A 20,382-nucleotide genomic window follows, 5' to 3' on the forward strand; every position below is an offset into this window, starting at 1 on the left:
AGGGTTCGTGTCCCGGTGTGTATCCGGCACTGGTCTTGGCGCGCCGGAACGGCGAGGATGTCCGCGTCGGTGACGAGAGGGAGCGCGCGACATGGTCAAGGTGCACGGCAAGGCGGAGGCCGAGCGGATCCGCGAAGAGCTGCGCGAGCAGCGGCGGCCGACCGGTCCGGTCGGCAAGGCCGATCAGGTCGAGAAACCGACGGGTGAGGGTGCCGCGGCCATTGTCGCCGACGGCTCGGATCGCATCGAATTGGACCACGCGGAGATCGCGGAGGCGTTGAAGGCGCTGGACGAGCGCCAACGGGTGCTGGAGGCGCATCTGGCGGACGCCCGCGAGCTGGGGACCCCGCTGGCCGACGGCAAAGGTCCCGTGTCCGTGCCGATGCGCCGGTCGTTCGCCCGCCGGGGCGGGGCGGAGGAAGGGGGCGTGCAGGTCGCGCTCGAGTCCTATCTGGCCGAGCTCGCCGCCTTCCGTGCCGCGATCGGCCTGGTCGCCGAGCAGCACGTCCGCACCGACGAAGCGAACGCGTCCGCCGTCGACACCGTGGCGAGGGGGACCGATGAGCGGTGAGTACTACACCGACAAGCATCCGCTGAGCGCCCGGGCAAAGGCCAAGCAGAAGAAGGTGGTCCGCCGCCGGAAGGCCAACCTGAAGGAAGGCGCGCTCGGGAAGATCAACTGGGAGTGCTACGAGCACCGCCAGCTGTGGGACATGATCAAATCCGCCGAGCCGCCGAAACTGGGGGAGCAGGCGCATCGCTGGGGCGAGCTGGCCAAGGGCGTCGACACGGCGACCGCCGAGGTCCGCACCATCGTTCAGAAGCTGCTGCTGTCCTGGCACGGCCCGTCTTCGGCGCAGGCCGCCGAGTCCGCGCACCGCCTCACCGCCTGGGCCAGCGAGGCCGCGCAGAACTCCCGGCAGATCGGCGACGGGCTCGACGCGTACACCTCGGCGATCACCGAAGCGCGCCGGAAGATGCCGGAGCCGGTGCACTACGACGCCGAGCGCTGGTTCCGCGAGGGCTACGCGGTGAAGGCGCTCGACGGACCCAACGGCGCGTACATGATGGACGACCTCCTCGACGACAAGCTCCCGACCAAACGCGAGGCGGACCGGGCCAAGGCCGAAGCCGTCCGGGTGATGGACCAGTACGAAGAGGCCAGCCAGGGCGTCCGGCACCGGTTGCCGCCGATGTTCGAGGCCCCGCCGAAAGCGGCCGAAATCCAGGCGCCACAGCCACTTCCCGCTCGGCCCATCGCACCTGTCGTGCCCGTGCCGCCCCGGCCCGAGCCTGTTCCGCCGCGCCCAGTTCCGGTTCCAGCACCGGAGACCTCGGGACCGGACGTCGTGAACCCCGACGACAGCGCCACGTACGCGGCCTCGGCCGGAGTCGTGGACCTCCCGTCCGGAGGGACGACCGGGGTGAGCGGGCCTGGTTCTTCCCTGCCCGGTGGCGTTCTCTCCGTCGAGGACGCCGCCAGGAGTGGCCGGGGTACCGGCGCGGGTTTCGCGGGTGGCTTTGGTGGCGCGGCCACTCCGGCCGCCGGTGGATTCGGCCAGGGCGCCGCGGGTGCCCGCGGTGGCGCCGGGGGAGCGGGTTTCGGCATGTACCCGCCGATGACCGGCACCCAGCGGGAAGAGGACAAGGAACACCGCGACCGCTACGGAAGCGGATACGACCTCCTCGACGATCTCCCGCCCGCCTATCCGCCGGTGTTCGGCGAATGAGCGGCTACCGCGCCGAGCCGGAGCGACTGCGGGCGCTCGCGCGGCAGTTCGAAGACGTCGCGGAGGACCTGGGCGACGCCGCGCGGCTGACCGAAGGCGTCGCCGCGGGCGATCTGGGGCCGCCCGGGATCGCGGCCGCACTCGACGGGCTGATCCGGCCGTGGTCGGGTTCCCTTGCCGCGGCGCACGCCGAGTTCGCCGGTGCGGCGGCTGGGATCCTCACGGCGGCGAAGTCCTATGAGGACACCGACGACGACGCCGTCCGGGCACTGCGGCGTGCGGACGGGGGCTCCTGATGCCCGGGTTCAGGGGTCTCGGTTTCGACCCGGTTCAGGGCGACGCGGACGCTGTCGTGGCCGCTGCCCAGCGGTGTTCGGAGGCGGCCGCGAAACTCGACGCGGCGACCGCCATCCGGATCGAAATGCCGCGTGAATGGGAGGGGGACGCTTCCGGAACCGTCGCCGCCCGTGCCGCCGCGGCGAGGACGGTGCTCGAACCCGCGCCTGCCGTCCTTCGTGCCACGGCGGACATCCTCACCGCATGGGCGGGCATGGTCGTCGCCGGAGTACGGCGCGCCGAGCAACTCGACCGGCGGGCCGTGACGCTGCGGCGCGCGCTCACCGACGCGGAGGACGCCGTCGAGATCGCGGAAACGGCCGTCCAGTTCGCCGCCGGCGGCGCGGTGGCACAGGCCGAACTCGCGGCGGCGAGAGTGCGACACGAGGACGTGCGGCGTGAACTCGACCGCGTCCTGGAGCAAGCTCGTGCGCTGGAAGCGGCTCACCGGGCCGAAGCGTCGCGCGTCGAAGGCCGGCTGAGGGCGCTCGGCGAGCCCGGAACAGGCTTGGGTGAGACGCCGGACGGCACCGCGTCCTTCGCGGAAGTCGCCAGTGGCATGGAACGATTCTCCTCGCTGGGCAAAGAACTCGCGGCTTCACTGGCCCGCGCTCCCGGTCCGGCCCTCACCCCGCCGTCCGGCGCGGTCGGTGCTTTCGCGGCGGCCGTTTCCCTGGGTGGCCGGTGAAACTCACCGCGGTCCCGGGAATCACCCCGGTCTCCCTGGCGTCGGTGGAACGCACGACGGCCGAACTGCACGCGCTGCTCATCCGGCTCCGCGGCCCGGACGCCGAACGCGACCTCGGGCTGGAGTCCGCCGCGATCCAGGCCGCCGAACGCGCCCACGAGCACCGCGCGGGACTGCTGGCGATCGCCGAGCATCGTGACGCCGACCCGGCGTTGCTGCTCGCCGGGTCGATCCCCGTCGAACGACCGCTGAGTGTCGAAGCCGCCGCGGAACTGAGCTGGTTCGCCGCCGACACCACGCCAGGGATTCGCGAGGTCAGCACCGCGACGACGGCTCGCGGATATCCGGTGGTGATCGTCGAGCGCATCGCCGTGGACGGGCCGGGCGCGCAGCTGCAGGCCGTCGTTCTCGACCCGGAACGCCCGCGCGTCGCGGTGTTCACCCTGCACTCGCCCGGTGGCCGCGGCTGGCTGGACGTCGCCGCGCTCGCGGGCACCCTCGTCGCGGGAGTGGACCTCAGTGCTCCAGCGCGCGTTCCCTGAACTCGCGGGGCGTGTCCCCGACAGCCTTCCGGAAAGAGCGCGAGAAATGGGCCGCGCTGGCGAAGCCGCAGTCCTTGGCGATCTCGGCGATCCCCCGCGCGGCCTTGGCCGGATCCGCCAGCAGAGTCTTCGCCCGCTCGACCCGCAGCCCCTTGATCCGTTCGGAGATGCCCTGACCGTCGTCGAACAGCTGGTAGAGCCGACGTCGCGAGATGTAGAGCGCCTCGGCCACCTGATCCGCGCTCAGCGAGGGGTCGGCGAGATGGTCGCGCATGTACCGGACGGCCTCGCGCCGGCGGGTCGCGAGCGCGTCTGCGCGGTCGAGTTCGGCCCGCAGCACACTGCGCAGCACCAGTTCCGCGAGTCCGCGCAGGTGGTGCGCGAGGCCATGCGGATCGAGCGACGAGCCGACCGCGAGAACATGGGCGATCGAGCTGGAGAACAACGCCCGCAGCGCCCCGTCGACGTCGACGGGGCGGAACATCAGCGGGCGCAATTCGGTGAAGGACAACGAGAGTTCCGCCGCCGGAAGGGTCAGCATGACGACGCCGCGCCTGCCGGGTGCTTCGCCGTCGTGCCCGCCGACCGGCAGCACGTGCAGGACACAGCCCGCGAAGCCGAGTTTCGCGCCTTCCTCGGCGACAGCCCGTGGAACCGTGCACCGCAGGAGGAGCTGGATGCCGTCCGGGCCGGTCTTCCGGTCGCCGAGGATGGCCGCACGCGCCGCCGCGGCGCCGGAGGCACGGACGATCAGCTGTCCGGTCGCGACTTCTGGTTCGGTCATGGGCACCGTTCGCGGATTCGTCGGGTTTTCGCGTTCATCTTCACCGTTCGATCGGTATCGTGCCCGCCGAGTGGCGGAGAAAAGGGGAGGGGCGGCCATGGCGCGGCGTTCGGGCAGTTCGGCGGGCATCGTCCTGTCACATCGGGAATTCGACCTGCTGTGGGCTGATCTCGGAAACGGTGAGCTGCCCTACCCGCTCGAAGTGGCCTCGCACGGCGAAACCATGGACGAACGGGACGAACTGGGCGAACAAGTCTTCGCCGCGCTGGCCGAGGCAGGGTTCACCAGCGGCGACGACGTCGACCCGGCGATCGAGGACCTGTTCGTCCTTCTGGGCTCACCCGCGCTGTCGGTGGACGCGCTCGTGCTCGGCGAACAGCCGTGGCGGATGCTCGCGGCCGTCCGGGGTGCCCATGGCGTACTGGCGGTGCTCGACGAAAAGGACCTGGTCCTCGAACCGTTGCGGGCGAACGACCTGATCGTCACCGTCGGCCGGATGCTCGGTGACGGCGTGCCCGGGCCGGGAGAGCAGATCCGGTTGCCGCGAGCCGCTTTCTCGGCGGCCATGGACGGCTTCGCGAGAGCGGGTTACGACGGTTTCGAGCGCGCCCTGGCCGAAGCCGGGATCACCGGGCGCGGCGTGCGGCCCCTCGCGACGATGGTGACGTCGGCGCGGTACGGGGCAGGGCAGCTCGCGGTCACCGGCGGCCGCGGCCGGAGCCCGGTGCTCAGCTGGTTCGACACCGAGGCCGGCCGCTACGCCGTCACCCACGAGAACGTCGGCGGGGAGCCGTGGGTGATGGTCACCCCGGCCGACGCGGACTGGCTCGCCGGACGCCTGACGTCGATGATCGACGACATCTCATGACCACGCGAGACCGTCCACAACGGACTCACCGGCGTCGAGCGCCATGACGGTGGCCGTCGCGGCGAGCCGGAGCACGAGCGCCGACAGGTCGCTCGCGCGCGAGGTGAGCGCGAGCCGGTCGAACCGCAGCCCGACCGGCTTCCCGTACAGGTCGACCGTCACGGTGACGCCGTCGCTGCCGGCCTCGCCGGTGACCGCGGCCAGTCGTCCGCGGTAGTCGGTGTCCGGGGTTTCGGCGTCTTCGAGCAACTGCTCGACACTGCGTTCGTCGATCACTGCACCCTCCAGGTCTCCGGAGTCGTCTCTTCGATCGCTTCGGCCAGTTCAGCGCTCGTGCCGAGGCCCAGGGAGTCCGCGTCGTCCAGTTCGAGACGTCGGCTCGCCTGAGCCGTCGCCCGCTCGACGAGACCGAGGATCCGCCTCGAGAGTTCCTGAGGGCCGAGCCGCAGCGCGGCCTCCTCGATCCGCAGATCCCGCAGCGCCCCGCCCGGTTCGACCTCGACCGTGATCACGCGGTCCCGCGCGCTTCCGGTGGTCACGGGCGCACTCCGCCGTAGAAGGTGGCGCTGGACAACGTGTGCGTGTTGCGGCGCACGGAATCGCCCGAGTTGCCCTCGATCATCGTCACCTTGTCGCCTTCCACCTTCTCCACGATGCCGATGTGGGTGCTCGTCGACGGGCTCTGCGGTCCGGTCCCGAACAACAGCACGTCACCCGGTTTGGCCTGCTTCAACGAGTTCTTGCCGTATGCCTTGTCGTGCCGCTGACCCCAGCGGTAGACGTCGCCGGTGAAGGGCAGGATCGGGATCTTCACCCCGGCCTTGCGCCACATCGCGGTGGCGAACGACGCGCACCACGGTGCCGTCGGTCCGTACGGGTTCCGATTGCTGCCTGGAGGGTTCTCCCGCGTGCCGAGCTCCTTGCGTGCCGCGGAAACGACCTTCTGCCCGCGAGTGGACGCCTTGGCGGCTCCGGTCTTCTCGTGGCCGGACGAGTGGTCCGCGACCGCACGGTCGGCGACGCCATCGTGCCGGAGTTCCTTGCGCAGCGCCCGCAGCCGTTTCGCGGCGTCGGTGAGTTCGCCGTTCACCTTCCGCAGCGTCGCGGCCGACTGCTTCGTGTACCGCGGCGCGAGATCGGCGGCCGCGGCGATCGCGGTGACCATCGCGGCCCGTGAGCCCACCCCGGCGGCGTCGTCGAGGAGCTTCTTGGCCTTGCCGATGTACTCGTCGGCGAGCCGCTGGACCGCGGTGTGTCCACCATCCACAGTGGACATGACGTGGGCGACGACCCGTTCGGCGTCGGCGCTCGCGTCGGCGGTGGTGCGGATGTCCTTGCGCAGCCGCATGGTGGTGCGCTCGAACTCCTCCGAAGCCTTGCCGTCCCAATGGCTCAGGACGACGTCGGTCTCCTTCTTGTGCAGGTCGTGCTGGTCGTGCAGGGTCTTCGAGACCTGATGCAGGGCGAACTGGACGCGGGCGGCGTCCTCGGCCTTGCCCGCGAGCTTGTTGCGGTGCGCCAGGATGTCGGCGGCGAAATGCCGGGCTGTGGTGAGGGTGTCCATCGAAGTCTCCAACGCTTTCAGGCGAGCCGGTCCAGGCGCGCGGCGGCCGAGGAATCACGGTCGTGGTAGGCCTTCCCGGCCTTGGCGGCGGCGTCCGCGAGCCGGTCGGCGGACGTGCCGACCGCCTTGACCTGGCTCTGCAGGGCGGCGCCGAAGTCACCGAGCGCGTCGGCGAACCCGGACTCCTTGCCGATCTTGCCGAAGCTGTCGTCCGCGATCGACCGGACGTCCTTGACCTGGTTCCCCGAGGCCGAGGTGAGCGCGTCGCCGACCCGGCGGGTGCGTCGCACGAAGCCGTCGAGGGTCTGCTTGTCGACCCGGATCCGCCCCAGACCGGTGCCGGTCGGATGCCCGCCGGAATGCTTCCGCACGGCTTCGGCCACCTTGCGCGCCGCGGGCAGGTGACGTTTGTAGGCGCCGTTCGTGTAAGTCGACCACGGGGTCCACGACTTGCCGTCGCCGGAGATCTTGTTGGCCGCCTTGGCGTTGGTGGTGGCGTCGAACAGTTCGGCGTTCGAGTCCAGGCCGAACTGCCTGCGCCGTTCCGGCCCCATCGCGCCCAGCATGTTGATCTGCCAGAGCCCGTAGGAGTTGTCGGGCGGGGTGGCGTTGTGGGCGCGGGTGTTCCCGCCGGACTCGGCGAGCGCGACCGCCACCGCCGTGGTCAGCCCGTCACCCCGGAAACCGGCGTCGTAGGCGTGCCGGGCGATCTGCTCCGGGGTCAGCTTGGTCATGGAACGAGCTTGACCGCCTGTGCGCGCCGGGGGAACCGGCGTTGCACGCGTGGACACGTGCGTTGCACAGGCGGTCAGCCCGGGCTAGCCGATGGGCTCGATCCAGATGTTGCGGAACTTCGGGTTCTCACCTGGGTCACCGTGGTCCTGGAGGCGGATCGCCCCCGGGCCCGCGCTCTCCGGGATGTTGTCGCCCGTGCCGCCGTCGATCGCCACGTCGTTGTGGACCACGACACCGTTCCAGACCACCGTCACGCGGGCGTTGTCGGTCTTGTTCCCGGCGCCGTCGAACCGGGCGGCGCGGAAGGTGACGTCGTAGGTCTGCCAGGTTCCGGGAGCCGTCGCCATGTTCCGGTCGGGCGCCTTCTTCGAGTAGATCGCGCCCGCTTCGTTGTTGGCGAGCGTGGTGTCCCCGAAGGATTCGAGCACCTGCAGTTCATAGCGTTCCTGGAGGTAGATCCCGCTGTTGCCCCTCTGCTGTCCGGTGACCTCCGGCGGATAGTTCGGCTCGTTCCACTCGGCGTGCAACCGGAAGTCGCCGAACTGCTGCTTCGTGCGGATGTCGCCGCCGTTCGACTCCATCGCGCCGCCGGACACCGGCCAGGTCGCGGCGCCGCCAGCGCGTTTCTCCCAGGCGTTCAGATCGGTGCCCTTGAACAGCTGGATGCGCTGGGACTCGGTGACGGTGAGGCTGTCTAGGTTGACGTTGCCCGCGTCGCCGCTGTCGTAGCGGTAGGAGATCGTGTTGTTCCCGGCGGCGAGGGTGAGGGTTTCCGGTTGGGAGTTCCAGGTGTCCCAGTTACCGGTGCTGGCGAGCCTGACCTGCCTGACCTTGGCGCCGTTGACGTAGACGGTCACGGATTTGTTCCCTGGGGCCGGATCCGGGCCGTTCGAGTAGCGCAACGCCGCGTTGTACGCACCGGCCTTCGGCGCGTTCACGGTGAACGTCGTCGCGGCGCCCTGGTTCCAGTATCCGTCGACGAACCCGGTGCCCGCGTAGCCGGCGTGGTTCGTGTTGGTCGCGGCGCCACCGCTCAGCGCGGCCCGCTCCGCCTCGTAGGTCGTGCTCGCCGGCGGACCGCCGACCAGCGAGTTGAGCGTGTACCACGCCTCCGTGCTCCACAGCGCCGCGCCGGATTCCGCAGCGAACGGACGCGGGGACCGGACGTGCACCACGTGCCCGGCCTTCAGCCCCGCCACCTGCAGCGTGACCTTCTTGCGGTCGGGGGACAGGCTCGCGGAGGTGACGGACAAGGTCTGCTCGTCGACCTTCGGCCCGCCGTACGCGGCGGTGGGCTGGTAGCGCCACTGCTGCGCCTGGTACTTCGCCGCGAGGTTCTGCGCGGTGTCGGCCGACAAGGGCTGGGTGTACTCGAGTTCGAATCCGCCCGCGACGGCCCGCATCGCGCGGATGTCGAAGGCGTTCGTGCCGTTGGGCGTCACCTTCTGGAGGCCGTAGGCGAGCTTGCCGGGCTGGCCCCAGTTGCCTCCGCCGTCGATCCCGCCGGTGTAGATCGCGCCGTCCGGCCCGAGGCTGATCCGGCTGACGCCCGACTCGAGTCCTTGGGTGAGGCGGAAAACGGCGCCCTGGTACTCGCCGTTGACCTTCTCCAGGAAGGCCCGCTGGAGCCCGCCGTAGGTGACGTCGCCGTACACCATCTGCCCGGCGAAGGGGCCCTGGGACAGCATGACCATGTTGCTCGGCGAGTTCGCGATCTCGTTGTGCGGCAGCCACAACACGGGCGCGGTCACCGGCTTGGAGTCGAACGGGCCGGGAGGATTGGTGTAGTGGTTGAAGAAGCGGTCCTGTTTGACCCGCACGAGCTTGTTCGCCGGCAGCCAGCCGCCCTGGTTGTCCGTGACGAAGACGTCGCCTTCCGGGCCCCAGCCGATACCGTGCGGCGTGCGCAGCCCACCGGCGACGTAGGAGACCTGGCCGGTGGCCTTGTTGACCTTGATCGTCGTGCCGCGGTTCGGCGCGGGCTGCGGGTCGGTCGTGGCGCCGCCGTAGTTGATGGACACGGAAAGGTTGGCGTAGAAGAAGCCGTCCTTGTACAGCAGGCCGAACGCGAACTCGTGGAAGTTGCCGCCGAACGGCCAGGTGGCGACCGTACGGTAGTTGTCGGCTACTTCGTCGCCGTTGGTGTCGTTCAGTTCGACGAGCCGAGTCTTCTCCGACACGTACAGCTTGCCGTCGACGTACTTGACGCCCATCGGTTCCTTCAACCCGCTGGCGACCCGCTTGGTCTGGACCTTGCTCGGGTCCGTGTTGCCGCTGACGTTGCTCAGCACGTGGACCTCGCCGAGGACCTTGTCGGACCCGCCCCAGGTGGCGATGGCGAGCCGCCCGTCGGGCAGCCAGTCCATCCCGGTGACCTGCGGCTGGAAACCGTTCGGGCGCAGGTTGGTCAGCGTGAAGCCGGGGTGGACGGCGTTGAGCGGCAGCCCGTCACCGGGTGAATCCGCGGCGCCCTCGCACTCCTTGCGCCCCGGCGAGGTCACCCGGACGACGTCGGCGTCGGTGCTGAGTACCGAATTCGGCACGAGCGCGAAGCCCGCCGCGCCCGGCGGCCGCCATTCGAGGGTGACCTGCTGGTCGGCGGTGTTGTCGAAGTGGTCGATCCGCAGCGCGTGATACCCCGTGCTCAGCTGGACCGAGCCGGTCGCCGGTGTCCCCGAGTGCAGGCCGTCGTGGTTGATCACCGTCTGGCCGTCGATGCGCAGCCGGGAGCCGTCATCGCTGGTGAGCCGGAACTCGTACTGGCCCGCGGTGGCGATGTTGACGTTGGCGATGACCTCGGAGACGAACTGCTCGTTGAGCCCGAAGTCGGCCGTGCCGGTCCAGTTGATCGTCGGCATCAGCTTGTCGACGTTGGGCGTCTGCCCGGACTTGATCACGCAGAGCTTGGTGATCTCGCGCTGGAGGTCGTACGTGCGGAGCGTGACACCTGGTTGCTGGGGTGGGATGGCCGCTTCGGCCGGGGCTGCGACCAGCCCGGACAGGCCCGTGACCAGCGCCAATGAGGCGACGATGGACCGGTTGAAGCGCTTGCGGACGGACGGAAGCATCGTTGCTCCTCGGGTCGGCGGCGGAGCACCTCTGTGACGACGCTGAACCTAAGAGGACTTTCGTCCGAAGTCAACGAAAGTGTGTACTACTCGGACGAAAGTTAGTCCTAATGGTCGCGCCGCGCCTGGTCGCAGGTCCGTGAAGGCCTCCTTCCCTACCGTGAGGGTAGGGAAGGAGGCCTTCACGTACTGCCAGGCGGCCAAGGTGCTCGAACGTGACGGGCTGAAGGCTCGCTTCGCTGCGTCCGATGCGGTGAAGGGAGCCTTCAGTGTCGCGGATCTGGACCGGTCACATCCTGACTGTCCACACGGGACACTCGGGGAATGGCTGGCGCCCGCAGGCCGGTCCAGAACCACGCCGCGAAGGCCACCTCTCAACCTTGAAGCCAGCGAAGGGGTCCTTCACCGAAGAGGCTGGTCACGCCCCACTTGACTTACCCGTTGATAGAACCCGAATCGCCACTCAGGACCCGTCAAACCCCCAGCATCGAATCGACGAGCCGGTCCAGCCCCGCCAGCAGCCGGTCATCCGTCCCCGGCGTGTGCACGATGTGCTCGGTCACCCCGTGCATCGCCGAGTACAGGATCAGAGCCGTCGTCTCCGGATCCGCGGGCGGTGAGTCCAGCGACGCCAGGAACTCCGCGAACGTGTCGACCACCGTGTTCGGCGTGTCCCGCTCGCCGCGTGTCGAGGGGTGGAAGAGGACGTCGTGGAGGCGGACGTCGCGGAGGTACTCCGTGACGCCCGCCCGCATCCACGCCCGCACCCCGGCGATGCCGCCGTCCGCGCGCGCGGCGGAGAGCTGGAGCTCGGCGAACCGGCGTACGTAGCGGTCCCGCAGCGCGTCCAGCAGATCTCCCTTGCTGGTGAAGTGGAGATAGAACGTGCCCTTCGCGACGCCTGCCCCCGTGGTGACGTCCTCGACGGTGAACCGCTCGGCCCCCTGGTTCTGGACCAGTTCCTCGGCCGCGTCGAGCAGATCGGTCCGGCGCTCGTCCGAGGGCTTGGTCCTGGGTGCCGTGCTCTTCATGCCCCCAGCTTAGGACGGCTCAAGCTCCGACGACGCCGCCGTGCTGCGCCGCGATGAGCCGGGCGTAGGGGCCGCCCCGGGCCAGGAGGTCTTCGTGGGTACCGATTTCGGCGACCCGGCCCGCGTCGAGGACGACGATGCGGTCGGCGCCGCGGATGGTGGAGAGGCGGTGCGCGATGATGATCGTGGTGTGCCCGCGGCGCAGATTCCGCAGCGCCGCCTGGATGTCTCGTTCGTTTTCGGTGTCGAGGTTCGAGGCGGCTTCGTCCATGACCAGGACCGACGCGGGCGTGACGAGCGCGCGGGCGATGGCGAGGCGCTGCCGCTGGCCGCCGGAGAGCCGCAGCCCCCGTTCACCCGCTTTCGTGTCGTATCCCTCGGGCAGCGCTTCGATGAAGTCGTGGGCGTTGGCCGCACGGGCGGCGGCTTCGAGTTCGGCGAGGGTCGCGCCGGGCCGCCCGAGGCGGAGATTGTCGGCGATGGTGGCGTCGAACAGGTAGACGTCCTGGGGGATGACCGTGATGTGGTCCCGCAGTCCCGCCAACGGGAAGTCCCGCAGATCGTTGCCGCCGAGGGTGATGGCGCCCCGGCCGACATCCCAGAACCGGAGCAGCAGGTTGACGCAGGTCGACTTGCCCGCGCCGGAGTGCCCGACGATCGCGACGGTCGAGCCCGCGGGGACTTCGAACGAGACGTCGTCGAGAACGGGACGACCGGGTTCGTAGGAGAACGACACATGATCGAAGCGCACGGCGGGGGAGCTGACGGCCGGCGTGGCGTTCGCGAAGTCCGGAACCTGCGCCGGCTGGTCGATCAGCTCGACCACCCGGCGGGCACTGGCGCGCAGCGGCGACAGCTGTCCCGCCATCTCGACCACTTCGGTGACCGGGCGCACCGCGGCGATGACGAGGCCGACCGCGACGGTCGCGGTCACCAGTGAGATCCCACCCGACGCGCTCAGGACCACCGCGGTGATCAGCACGGTGATCGTGGTGGCCGACGAAAGCAGATCGGTCACGCCGTTCTGGAAGCCGACGGCGCGTCCGTGCGCGAGCTGGTGACGGCGGATCGCCGACGTGCGCGCGGTGAGCTTGGCCTGCCACGCGCCGACCTGACGGAAGGCCAGGAGCTCGCGGATTCCTTGCACCCCGTCGACGACGTCGCCGTTCAGGCCGCCGATCTCCTCCCGGAGCCGTTGCCCGTCGCGTTCGGTCCGGCGCGCCACGATGATCGGCACCAGGCTGGTCAACAGCATTCCGGCCCCCGCCGCGGCCGCGAGCCGGACGTCGATCGTGGCGAGGGCGGCGACGCTCGCGACACCGATGGTCACCGCGTTGAGGACGCCGGGAAGCAGATGCGCGAAGAACAGTTCGAGCTGCTCGATGTCGCCCATCGCGATCGCCGCGACCTCGCCGGTCCGCCGCCCCTGCAGTTCGCGGGGAGCGCTGCGTTCCAAGCCGTCGTAGAGCGCCAGCCGCAGACCGGCCTGATACCGGAAGGCGAAGGCGTGCCCGAATTGCGCGGCCGCCCATGTCCCGGTGCCCGCGACGACGACGGCCGCGGCGAGGACGATCAGGCCGGGGGAGAGGCCGCCGGGTCCGGCGCCGGTCACGGCGGTCGCGATCAGCCAGGCGCCTGCGGCCGCGGCGACGACGGCCCCGGCGTGCTGGGCGACACCGCCGATCAAGGCGAGCACCAGGGTGGTTTTCCCTTGCCGCGCGCGATTCAGCGTCGCACGGAGCGGGGAGGTGACGACGGCGTTCATGAGGCTCCTTGTGCGGAGAGGAGATCGGCGTAGCGCCCGGAGCGGGCTAGGAGTTCGTCGTGGGTTCCCGTTTCGCGGACCACACCCGCGTCGAGCACGACGATGCGGTCCGCGTCGCGCACGGTGGAGAGCCGATGCGCGATCACCAGCGTGGTGCGGTTCCGGGTCAGCCTCCCCAGCGCCGCTTGGATCGACGCCTCGGTGGCGGCGTCGACGCTGGCCGTGGCCTCGTCCAGCACCAGGATCGGCGCGTCCAGCAGGACGGCCCGGGCGATCGCCACCCGTTGACGCTGGCCGCCGGAGAGCAGCAGGCCCCGTTCCCCGACCTCGGTGGCGTAGCCGTCCGGCAGGCCGGTGACGAAGTCGTGGATGTCGGCCACCTTCGCGGCGGCGGCGATCTCTTCGTCCGAGGCGTCCGGGCGCGCGAGCGCGATGTTGTCCCGGATGGTGCCGCCGAACAAATAGGTGTCCTGCGAGACGAGCCCGATCATCGACCGGATCTGCCCGAGCGGCAGATCGCGCAGGTCGTGTCCGCCCAGCGTCACCCGCCCGGCGCCGGGATCCACGAAGCGTTGCAGCAGCGCGACGAGCGTGGACTTCCCCGCCCCCGACGGGCCGACGACGGCGACCGCCTCTCCCGGCGCCAGATGCAGGGAGAGTCCACTGAGGACGGTCTCGCCTTCCTTGTAGGCGAAGGACACGCCCTCGAAGCCGACCGACGCCGTCACCCCCTCCGCCGGAGCTACCCCCAGGCGCTCCGGAGCGGGTGGCCGCCGGGCGAACAACCCGTGCAGCACGTCGGCCGCGCTCGCGGCGTCGTAACTGGCGTGGAACGACGTGGCCAGTACGCCGACCGCTCGCAATGCCTCACCGGACAGCACCAGCACGACGAACAACGCGGCGACGTCCAGTGACCCGTTCACGGCCCGGACGGACGCGACCGCGACGGTCACCGCGACCCCGCCGACGATCGCCAGCGTGTAGATCATCTGTGCGATCAGCGCGACCGCCATCACCCGGTTCCAGCCGGTGATCAGCCTGTCCGACACGGTCGCCAGTTCCTCGCGGCGCCGTCCGGCCGCGCCGAACGCCTTGAGCGTGACCAAACCCTGGAGCGTGTCCAGCACGGTCGCGCTCATCCCGAGATAGGCCGTCATCAGCTCGTCGCCGCGGCGCTTCAGCATCCGCGACCACAGCTTGGGCAGGATCAGCGCGGCGACGACGAACGCCGCCACGATCACCGCGGACCACGGGTCGTGTCCCGCCAGCACCGCGAGCACGATCACCGGCGTCACCGCGACCGCGACGAGTGAGGGCACATAGCGGGCGTAGTACGCCTCCAGGGACTCGATGCCCTCGACGAGTGCGCCTTTCAGCTCGCCGGTGCGTTCACCGGAGGTGTGCCCGGGGCCGAGTTCCGCCAGTTTCGCGAACGCCCGCGTCCTCAGTTCCTGTTTGGTCGCGGCCGCGGTGAGCTGACTGACGATCTCCGCGATCCACGTCAGCCCGAAGCGGAGCAGGGCGACGGCCCCGACCCCCGCCAGCGGCCTGATCTGTTCGCCGATCCCGTGTCCGGTCAGCATTTGCTCCAGGACCCTGGCGAGCAGGAGCCCCTGGCCGATGTAGGTGCAAGTCACGGCGACGCGCAGGAGAACGCCGATGGCGAGATAGCCGCGTACTCCGGTCGCCAGCGTCATGATGCGTCCCACCGGCACCCCCTTCGCTAGTTGATTTAGGGTTACCTTAGTTCCACTGACCGACGGTCAGTCAAGGGCGGTGTGAGTGACGCGGGTCACTGCGCCTGGCTCCGATAGAGTGAAACAGCGCGAGGGGAGGGCGTTTGACGACGGGATCGGGCGAGTCCCGGCTGCGGTCGGCCGTTCTCGCGCAGGCATGGGCGAGCGTCCCCGGGGTGGAGGTCCTGTCGTCGGCGGACGGCGGCCCGCTCACCCGGACGATCAAGAAGATCATCGACCCGCTGGTGATCCGGACGGCGGCGCGTCCCCGGCTCGGCCGTCCCGTGCTGGACCCGGCGGCCGCGGCGGAGCTGACGGAACTGCTGCTGGCCGACGCGGACAGGTTGCGCGCGACGGCCGCGTGGTTCACCCACCTGAAACGGCAGCGCCGCGCCCTGCGCATCACGGCGGGCAACGTCCAGGACGTGTGCTTCCCGCTGGCGTACGAGCTGGCGACCGGTTTCGGCACACCGGGCCCGGACGCGACGGCGACGGCCGAGGCGGCGTTGCGCGATCTGCACGGTGAGGGCGGCGTGGCGGGCGTCGATCAGCTCACCGGCTACCTCACGGATCCCCGGCTGTCGGCCGATCTGACCGCGGAACTGCATCGCCGCTGGCACGCCGAGTCCGTCGTGCCGCAGGACATCGCCGCGCTCCAGGCGTTCGTCGAGAGCCTTTCCGACACCACCTGGCGGGCCCTCGCGGGTTCGGAGACCGGGCACGCCCTCGGGCTCGCGCTGCGAAGGCCGGGCGGGGCGAAAACCTTGCGCACGGCCGTTCAGGAGATCTCCGGGCTGCCCGTGCCGGACCTCGGCCTTCAGCGCGGGGACCGCACCGCCGTCCCGCCGTTGAACCGGCGTGACGAAACCGGCGCCGAACTTCTCGAACGCAGCGTCGAACGGCGGGTCCGCGCGACCTTGCGCCGTCTTCCCCCGGACGAGCGGGCTCCCGTCGCCGACCTCGTCGACGACGAACTGGCCCGGGTCGCGGCCGGTTTCGGGCTCGGCCTTCCCGCGCTGGCGGCCTGTTTCGCGCTCGGTGTCGTCCTCGCGCCCGCGCTCCGGCCGCTCGACGGCGCCGCGCCCGCGGGTGTCCCCGAATTCGCGCGGCAGCTCAACGCCCAGGTCGCGCGGGAGGGCTACGTGCTGCACGCCCGCCGCGCCCTGGCCGGGGCCACGCCGCTCACCCCGCGGCCCGACGCCGAACTCCTGCGCGATCTGCGTGAGTTCGCCAAGCAGTTCCTCAGCAGGCTGTGGGTCCGGCTGCACGGGTTCGACGTCCGCGGCGATCTGCCCGCCGACGCCGCCGACGTCCGCGACCTCGTCACCGGCGTGGTCCGGTCGACCTCGCTGGATCTGCGGACGAAGGTGCGCCGCGCGCTCGTGGCCCGCCTGCCGGATCTGGAGGCCGTGTCGTGACGCATCCGGTGCACAGCCCCGTCGTCGCGGCGGATGGCGCCCTGATCCGGTTCGCCCTCGCGGACCTGCTCGGCGGCCGGACGTCCTCGATGCGGATCGAACTCAGCGATGCCGGGGCCGCCGAACCGTGGCTGACCCGGCTCGTGGGCGCGGAAACCAGTCTCACCGTGATCGGCCAGGGTCAGGCGGATCTCCCCGCGAGCCCGGAACTGGGCAGGCTCGCCTTGCTGCTTTGGCTGCGCCGATGGTGGCCGGCCAGTCCTTCGCTCGGAGTCCCGTCGCTCGACCCGGCGTTGCTGGACCTAGAAACGGCGGTCGCGACGGCAGCGGTCGAGGACCTGGCAGAAGGTCTCCTCGACGCTTTCGAAGCTTCCCCCGCCGAGCTGTTCGACACGGCGAGCGCGGACGACGCCCTCCTTGCCGCCGCGCCGCCGGTCGCCGCCGACGTCCGGGGTCTGTGCACCCGCCTCTCGGTCTGGTTCGACGAGCAGGACGACGTCGTGCGCGCCGAAGCCGCGGCGGAAGTGCTGGTGCGTCTGGAAACGGCGGCACCGGGTCAGCGTGCGTACGCGCTGGCCGCGGGCACCGAATCGGGCGTTCCGGGAGAAGGCGTACTGGCGAGCGGACGCGCGAGCGTCGACTGGGCGCGGGTTCCACCCGGGGTCCTGGATGCCGCCGAAGGCACGGTGACCTGGCGGATCGTCACGGCCGCGGCGACCACCCGGCTCGAAGTCGACGTCGCGGGGGCGTTCGCCGACGCGGCGCTCACCGCTGTCGCGACCCATGACGGCGAGCCGTTCGCGGAGGCGCCCCTGGCACTCGGCGCCGGGCGGTTCACCGGGACGGCGGACCTGGACGACGCCGCGTCCCGTCTCGCGGCGGGCGTCCACAGTGGACGTATCGGGCTCGTCGTCGGCGTTGCCGCGGAAGGGGTCGCCGGGACCACGGCGGAGGACCGGGCGGCAGTGGTCGCGCTCGTGCGGGCTCGCCCGCCGGAAGACCGGACACTCGCCGAACGGGCGGCGGCCGCTTCCACCGAAGAGGAGTTCTGACGTGCTCGTCGGCATGCCGCCGCCCCAGACCCCGCCGGACCGCCCGCTCCCGCCCGAACTGAGTCCCGCGACTTCACACGGCTACAACTGTCGTTGTGTCGCAAGGCATTTCGAGCTCGACCCGGCTCCGTACGGCGAGGTGCCCGCGTGCTCGCTGTCCGAACGCCAGTACCGCAAGCTGCTCATGGAGGCCGCCAAGGTCCAGGACCAGGCCAAGCAGCTCGCCGCGCTGCGGAACGTCGCCGGCGCGCACCGGAAGTACGCCCGGATGCGGGAGATCGCGCAGAAGCTCGACCGGACCGACCTCGACCTCGCCGCGGTCAGCGATCTGGCCCATGTCTGCTACTCCGCGGGGGACCTGCGCAACGCGAGGCAATGCGCGGAGGCCGTGCTCCAGGTCTTCAAGGTGAGTGCCGCCGCCATCGTCCACTTCGGACAGTTCGCCGAGGCGCGGATGATCGAAGGCTCCCGGGAGGTCGCCGAGCGCGTGCTCATCTCCCTGGCCACGGAGGCGGGCGACGTCGCCGAGGCGCGTGAGCTGATCGCCGGGCAGCGCCGGCGGGCGGCGTTCCGCAAGGACGCGGGGCCGGACCAGTATCCGCCCGAGTTGCTCGATGTCCACGGTTCCGACGAGATGGAACTGCGGATCTTCGAGGTGCGCGTCCAGATCGCCGCCGGGGATCTGGCGGGTGCGCGGGTCGCGCTCGACGAGATCCTGGTGGCGCTGGACGCGATGGCGGAGGTCGAGGAGATCCGCGAGCGGACCATCCAGCAGCAGGCCATGGCCAGGGCCGAACGTGCCCGGATCCGCCATGCGGGTGGCGAGGACGCGGACGCGCGGGCCGATCTGCTGAGGCTGAGCGCTCAGCACGCGGGTGCCCCGGTGGCCGCGAAGGCCGACATCGGGCTGGCGGAGGCCCGTGCCCTGGCGGGCGATTTCCCCGGCGCGGTCGCCGCGATCGCCGCCGCCCGTGACGAACTCGCGGCGGCGGGCCTGACCGGCGACGTCGCGGAGGCGAGCCACGCGCTGGGCATGTTGCTGCTGTACACGGGCGACGTCGCGCAGGCGAGGGAACAGTTCGAGCACGCGAAGACGATCCGGACGGCCAACGGTGACGCCCAGGGCCTCCGCCTCGTCGACACGGCACTGGCCCGTTGCGCGGCGGCGGAAGGCGACTGGGCGACGGCGGAGGACTACGCGACCCGCGCCAGGGAATCGGCGCGTGAGTCGGGGGAGTGGGCCGACCACCTGCACACGGATTTCGTGGCGGCCACGATCGGGTGCGCCCGCGGGGAAGACCTGCGGGCGGTGCTGGATCTCGTGCTCCCGCTGGCGCTCGCGGCGGCGGAGTACCGGTTCGAGTTCGTCTCGCCGCAGGCGCGCACGGCCTGGGCGCGGGACATCGCGGCTCCGACGATGGGGCTGGCGCTGACGTTGCTGACCCGGCTGAAGGAGCCGAGGCTCGCGGCCGAGCTGATCGAGCGCACCTGCGCGGTCGGCGCGTACACGGGGGTCGAGGGGCCGTCGCTCGACCTGACCGGGACGCTGCCGACCCTCGAAGTCCTCCCGTCCACTGAGGACGATCGCCTTCCCCTGGCGGCACTGGGTTCCGTCACGTCCTCGCTCCCGCTCCGGCTCGCTCCGCCACCCGCCCTGCGCTGGTCGCCGTCCTCGCCCATGGAGCTGGATCGGTGGCACCGCCTCGCCGGCGAGCGGTATCGCCTGCCGGGGCTCGCCGTCGAAACCGTCGAGACCTGGCCCGCCGGGAGGCCCGGGCGTGAGACGTTCCTCCTGCGCTTCGCCGACGCCGGGCACACCTTCCTGACCTGGCGGACCACCGAAGACCTCGACACCGTCCACACCCATCCGATCGAGTTCGCCTTGGTCGGGACGGCTCGCGAGTTCCTGGACGCAGCCTCCCCGACGCCGCACGAGGGCGAGAGTGTGGCCGACGCCGTCCGGCGCTCGCTGGGCGAAGAAGCCTTCGGCAGCCTCGCCGGTGAGCAACGCCTGGCCCGTGTCCTCGCCCTCAATCTCCTGCCCGCCGACCTGGTCGGACGGCTCCGGCGTTCCGCGGCCGAAGGAAACCGCCCGCTCCTGCGGATCCAGCCGTCCCCGAGCCTCGCCGGTGTCCCGTGGGGCCTGCTGGCCCTGCCGGACCGGCGGGCCGACCACGTCCTCGACGTCGGTGAGATCGGAACCTGCTTCGACAGCGACGAACGCGTCCTCGACGTCGCCGACGTCTCGCTGCTCGCCCCGGCCGGGATCCCGCGTCGCCCGCCCGCCGCCGACGGCCCGCCGGTCTACCTGCTCGACCCGCGGATCCCCGGCCAGAGCGCCTTCGGCGAGCTGGGTTCCGTACTCGGCAAGCAGGACGCGACGTCGCCGCTGATCCGCCATCTGGACGCGCGGCTCGCCGACGGCCCGGTCCTTCCCGAGGCCGCACGCGGGCTCGACCTGGTCCGCCGCACCGACACCGACCGCCGTCTGCTCGCCGAACTCCTGTCACGGCCCTGCTCACGGCTGGTGTTCGTGGGCCACGTCAGCCGCGTGCGCGACGAGTACGGCGCGCAGACCGCGCTGCACCTGTCCTGTTCGGCCGACCTGCCCGGCTCGGCCGCGCCGATCGGACCGCACCGGCCGTACACCGCCGCCGATCTGGCACTGTCCGAAGTGGACACCATGCCCGCGCGGGTCGCGCTGATCGGCTGCGCCAGCGCGAGCGATTTCGGCCTGGCCGAACCGTTCGGCGTGCTGCTCGCCGCCGTCGCGGCCGGAGCGGGACTGGTCGCGGCCACGGTCTGGGCCTTGCCGACCTCGGCCGCCGTGCCCGGTTCGGACCCGATGTCCGAACTGGTCATCGCCGTCGACACCGCGCTCGCCGGTGAAGATCCGGTCACCGAGCTGAACGCCTGGCAGCGGTCCCGGCTCGCCCGCTGGCGCGAAGAGCCCGAACCCGCGAACTCTCCGGTCTTCTGGGCGCCCCTGACCTGCCTCGACGCGACTGACGACGGGAAAACCTGGGTTCGGTAGCGGTCCACCCGGCCGAAGCTGTGTTCATCGA

Annotated in this window: 18 protein-coding genes; 9 read left to right on the forward strand and 9 right to left on the reverse strand. The window is 70.9% G+C overall.

The annotated features are described in order from the left end of the window. Positions 1–91 precede the first annotated feature (91 nt). Genes ACLJPX_RS02665 through ACLJPX_RS02685 form a run of 5 tightly spaced genes read left to right on the forward strand, consistent with a single transcriptional unit; the run spans position 92 to position 3,296 of the window. The gene (locus tag ACLJPX_RS02665; protein WP_410598547.1) at positions 92–571 is read left to right on the forward strand and encodes a hypothetical protein; all 480 of its coding nucleotides are present in this window, start codon (positions 92–94) and stop codon (positions 569–571) included. Then, positions 561–1,730 (forward strand): PPE domain-containing protein, encoded by a 1,170-nt coding sequence (locus ACLJPX_RS02670; RefSeq protein WP_410598548.1) that lies wholly within the window; start codon positions 561–563, stop codon positions 1,728–1,730. The genes ACLJPX_RS02665 and ACLJPX_RS02670 overlap by 11 nt, the downstream gene beginning before the upstream one ends. Further along, positions 1,727–2,026 (forward strand): hypothetical protein, encoded by a 300-nt coding sequence (locus tag ACLJPX_RS02675; protein ID WP_410598549.1) that lies wholly within the window; start codon positions 1,727–1,729, stop codon positions 2,024–2,026. Before ACLJPX_RS02670 ends, ACLJPX_RS02675 begins: the two co-directional genes overlap by 4 nt. Further along, positions 2,026–2,754 carry a hypothetical protein gene (locus tag ACLJPX_RS02680; RefSeq protein ID WP_410598550.1) on the forward strand — a complete coding sequence of 243 codons (729 nt, stop codon included), beginning with the start codon at positions 2,026–2,028 and terminating at the stop codon, positions 2,752–2,754. The genes ACLJPX_RS02675 and ACLJPX_RS02680 overlap by 1 nt, the downstream gene beginning before the upstream one ends. After that, positions 2,751–3,296, forward strand: a complete 546-nt coding sequence (locus tag ACLJPX_RS02685; protein ID WP_410598551.1) for a hypothetical protein — start codon at positions 2,751–2,753, stop codon at positions 3,294–3,296. Before ACLJPX_RS02680 ends, ACLJPX_RS02685 begins: the two co-directional genes overlap by 4 nt. On the opposite strand, the gene ACLJPX_RS02690 is transcribed toward ACLJPX_RS02685, so the two are convergent. Further along, positions 3,271–4,080: a helix-turn-helix transcriptional regulator gene (locus tag ACLJPX_RS02690; RefSeq protein WP_410598552.1), complete on the reverse strand. Its 810-nt coding sequence runs from the start codon at positions 4,078–4,080 to the stop codon at positions 3,271–3,273. The two genes, ACLJPX_RS02685 and ACLJPX_RS02690, sit on opposite strands and share 26 nt — an antisense overlap. Positions 4,081–4,177: 97 nt before the next feature. Between ACLJPX_RS02690 and ACLJPX_RS02695 the strand changes: the two genes are divergently transcribed. Continuing rightward, on the forward strand, positions 4,178–4,948 hold the full coding sequence (locus ACLJPX_RS02695; protein ID WP_410598553.1) for an ESX secretion-associated protein EspG: 771 nt from the start codon (positions 4,178–4,180) through the stop codon (positions 4,946–4,948). Here ACLJPX_RS02695 and ACLJPX_RS02700 read toward each other — a convergent pair. From ACLJPX_RS02700 to ACLJPX_RS02735, 8 genes are all read right to left on the reverse strand, one after another. Next, a complete protein-coding gene (locus ACLJPX_RS02700) occupies positions 4,943–5,224 on the reverse strand; it encodes a hypothetical protein (RefSeq protein WP_410598554.1) in 282 nt (93 codons plus the stop codon). The two genes, ACLJPX_RS02695 and ACLJPX_RS02700, sit on opposite strands and share 6 nt — an antisense overlap. Beyond that, positions 5,221–5,487, reverse strand: a complete 267-nt coding sequence (locus ACLJPX_RS02705; RefSeq protein ID WP_410598555.1) for a YbaB/EbfC family DNA-binding protein — start codon at positions 5,485–5,487, stop codon at positions 5,221–5,223. Before ACLJPX_RS02705 ends, ACLJPX_RS02700 begins: the two co-directional genes overlap by 4 nt. Next, positions 5,484–6,512 carry a CHAP domain-containing protein gene (locus ACLJPX_RS02710; RefSeq protein WP_410598556.1) on the reverse strand — a complete coding sequence of 343 codons (1,029 nt, stop codon included), beginning with the start codon at positions 6,510–6,512 and terminating at the stop codon, positions 5,484–5,486. The genes ACLJPX_RS02705 and ACLJPX_RS02710 overlap by 4 nt, the downstream gene beginning before the upstream one ends. A gap of 17 nt (positions 6,513–6,529) precedes the next feature. Then, on the reverse strand, positions 6,530–7,246 hold the full coding sequence (locus ACLJPX_RS02715; RefSeq protein WP_410598557.1) for a transglycosylase SLT domain-containing protein: 717 nt from the start codon (positions 7,244–7,246) through the stop codon (positions 6,530–6,532). An 84-nt stretch (positions 7,247–7,330) separates the two neighbouring features. Next, positions 7,331–10,315 (reverse strand): family 16 glycoside hydrolase, encoded by a 2,985-nt coding sequence (locus ACLJPX_RS02720; RefSeq protein WP_410598558.1) that lies wholly within the window; start codon positions 10,313–10,315, stop codon positions 7,331–7,333. 473 nt (positions 10,316–10,788) lie between these two features. Further along, a complete protein-coding gene (locus ACLJPX_RS02725; protein WP_410598559.1) occupies positions 10,789–11,346 on the reverse strand; it encodes a TetR/AcrR family transcriptional regulator in 558 nt (185 codons plus the stop codon). A 19-nt stretch (positions 11,347–11,365) separates the two neighbouring features. Further along, a complete protein-coding gene (locus ACLJPX_RS02730; protein ID WP_410598560.1) occupies positions 11,366–13,111 on the reverse strand; it encodes an ABC transporter ATP-binding protein in 1,746 nt (581 codons plus the stop codon). Then, positions 13,108–14,820, reverse strand: a complete 1,713-nt coding sequence (locus tag ACLJPX_RS02735) for an ABC transporter ATP-binding protein (protein WP_410598561.1) — start codon at positions 14,818–14,820, stop codon at positions 13,108–13,110. Before ACLJPX_RS02735 ends, ACLJPX_RS02730 begins: the two co-directional genes overlap by 4 nt. A 131-nt stretch (positions 14,821–14,951) precedes the next feature. On the opposite strand from ACLJPX_RS02735, the gene ACLJPX_RS02740 reads away from it, so the two are divergent. The 3 genes from ACLJPX_RS02740 to ACLJPX_RS02750 are packed head-to-tail and all read left to right on the forward strand — an operon-like array spanning position 14,952 to position 20,351. Beyond that, on the forward strand, positions 14,952–16,265 hold the full coding sequence (locus tag ACLJPX_RS02740) for a hypothetical protein (RefSeq protein WP_410598562.1): 1,314 nt from the start codon (positions 14,952–14,954) through the stop codon (positions 16,263–16,265). Beyond that, a complete protein-coding gene (locus ACLJPX_RS02745) occupies positions 16,262–17,317 on the forward strand; it encodes a hypothetical protein (RefSeq protein ID WP_410598563.1) in 1,056 nt (351 codons plus the stop codon). Before ACLJPX_RS02740 ends, ACLJPX_RS02745 begins: the two co-directional genes overlap by 4 nt. Position 17,318: 1 nt before the next feature. Next, on the forward strand, positions 17,319–20,351 hold the full coding sequence (locus ACLJPX_RS02750; RefSeq protein ID WP_410598564.1) for a tetratricopeptide repeat protein: 3,033 nt from the start codon (positions 17,319–17,321) through the stop codon (positions 20,349–20,351). The last annotated feature ends 31 nt before the right edge of the window (positions 20,352–20,382 follow it).

The organism is Amycolatopsis sp. lyj-90 (assembly GCF_046549035.1).
In the GTDB taxonomy this organism is placed as follows: Bacteria; Actinomycetota; Actinomycetes; order Mycobacteriales; family Pseudonocardiaceae; genus Amycolatopsis.

What these genes read in the sequence shown, in the direction of transcription:
- ACLJPX_RS02665 (WP_410598547.1), top strand. Translation starts at nt 92, where the DNA reads ATGGTCAAGGTGCACGGCAAGGCGGAGGCCGAGCGGATCCGCGAAGAG.
- ACLJPX_RS02670 (WP_410598548.1), top strand. Translation starts at nt 561, where the DNA reads ATGAGCGGTGAGTACTACACCGACAAGCATCCGCTGAGCGCCCGGGCA.
- ACLJPX_RS02675 (WP_410598549.1), top strand. Translation starts at nt 1,727, where the DNA reads ATGAGCGGCTACCGCGCCGAGCCGGAGCGACTGCGGGCGCTCGCGCGG.
- ACLJPX_RS02680 (WP_410598550.1), top strand. Translation starts at nt 2,026, where the DNA reads ATGCCCGGGTTCAGGGGTCTCGGTTTCGACCCGGTTCAGGGCGACGCG.
- ACLJPX_RS02690 (WP_410598552.1), bottom strand. Translation starts at nt 4,080, where the DNA reads ATGACCGAACCAGAAGTCGCGACCGGACAGCTGATCGTCCGTGCCTCC.
- ACLJPX_RS02695 (WP_410598553.1), top strand. Translation starts at nt 4,178, where the DNA reads ATGGCGCGGCGTTCGGGCAGTTCGGCGGGCATCGTCCTGTCACATCGG.
- ACLJPX_RS02710 (WP_410598556.1), bottom strand. Translation starts at nt 6,512, where the DNA reads ATGGACACCCTCACCACAGCCCGGCATTTCGCCGCCGACATCCTGGCG.
- ACLJPX_RS02715 (WP_410598557.1), bottom strand. Translation starts at nt 7,246, where the DNA reads ATGACCAAGCTGACCCCGGAGCAGATCGCCCGGCACGCCTACGACGCC.
- ACLJPX_RS02720 (WP_410598558.1), bottom strand. Translation starts at nt 10,315, where the DNA reads ATGCTTCCGTCCGTCCGCAAGCGCTTCAACCGGTCCATCGTCGCCTCA.
- ACLJPX_RS02725 (WP_410598559.1), bottom strand. Translation starts at nt 11,346, where the DNA reads ATGAAGAGCACGGCACCCAGGACCAAGCCCTCGGACGAGCGCCGGACC.
- ACLJPX_RS02730 (WP_410598560.1), bottom strand. Translation starts at nt 13,111, where the DNA reads ATGAACGCCGTCGTCACCTCCCCGCTCCGTGCGACGCTGAATCGCGCG.